Origin of the sequence: Syntrophaceticus schinkii, assembly GCF_000946815.1 — a bacterium.
Lineage (GTDB): Bacteria > Bacillota > DSM-12270 > Thermacetogeniales > Thermacetogeniaceae > Syntrophaceticus > Syntrophaceticus schinkii.
Genome location: NZ_CDRZ01000082.1, coordinates 1 through 1,013 on the forward strand (window position 1 = coordinate 1; position 1,013 = coordinate 1,013).

Sequence of the window (1,013 nt, forward strand, 5' to 3'; positions counted from 1 at the left end):
AAGCCTTTTATTTTTAGGGCCTTTTAAAAGCTTTGAATTTCAAATTTGAGTTTTTAGTTAAATGAAATAACTCTCGGGTGATAAGATACATATTGCACATGTGACAGCAGGGCTTATCTGATTCGGAATAACAGAATAATACAATTGACCAACGACGATACAGTGGCTGCGGACTGGTGAAAAAGGGTTAGAACAGGCCAAGAGCCATCCAGAGCGCAATAAGCTTACTCAGGACTTGGGAGGGCGAAATCAACCTGTTGTGGGCGTGACTGCTTGTTTCCTACAACCCGGCGATGTTCTAGTGCTTTGCAGCAACGGCTTGTATGATTTTGTATCAGACCAGGAAATAAAAGACACCGTGATTTCCATAAATAAACCGCAAAAAGCAGTCAGTTCCCTGATAAATATGGCCAATAACAGGGGGGGCTATGACAACATAACTGTTATGGTCATCAAAGTATTGTGACACATGGGGACAGTGACTCGCGTTTCGCTCGCGTCTAACAACACTACGGAAAGGCAAGGGCAGCGGCATTGACAACATAAGACGCGGGGTTCTTGCGTCACCTCTATTTACGGGGACACAGTGTGACGCGGGCAGGGCAGTTCTTTTGTCACAGGGGCGTGGCGCAGGGCGGTTCTTTTGTTACAGTAACGCCTACCTTATAATCGGCTGAAAGCACTCCAGCCTGACCCGGTACTAACGCATCAAAAATAACCACATATGTGCTCGCTAAGAACCGAGATGGGCAATTGATGCGATAAAAATTTTGGCCCAATCGCTCAAACGCCTTATGCAGCGCCATGTTTGTGACGCATGCGTCCTTCCTGAGTCTGACCCCGGTCCTGCTCTGCTGTCCACATAGGGTCCACAATGCAGAGGAATGAAAGCTCCCCATCACCGGTGTTTTCCAGGTACTGCACTGCCCCGGGGGGCACATACACTGCTCTGCCGGGCTTTACATTGACAATTTCTTTGTCAACGTGAAGGACGCCTTCTCCCTCCAAAATGT

The 1,013-nt window shown here is 47.8% G+C and carries 1 protein-coding gene; it reads right to left on the reverse strand.

Annotation, left to right across the window (positions count from 1 at the left end):
* Positions 1-792: 792 nt before the first annotated feature.
* The coding region (locus SSCH_RS04965; RefSeq protein WP_044664513.1) for a cupin domain-containing protein at positions 793-1,013 on the reverse strand (221 nt) is incomplete at its 5' end.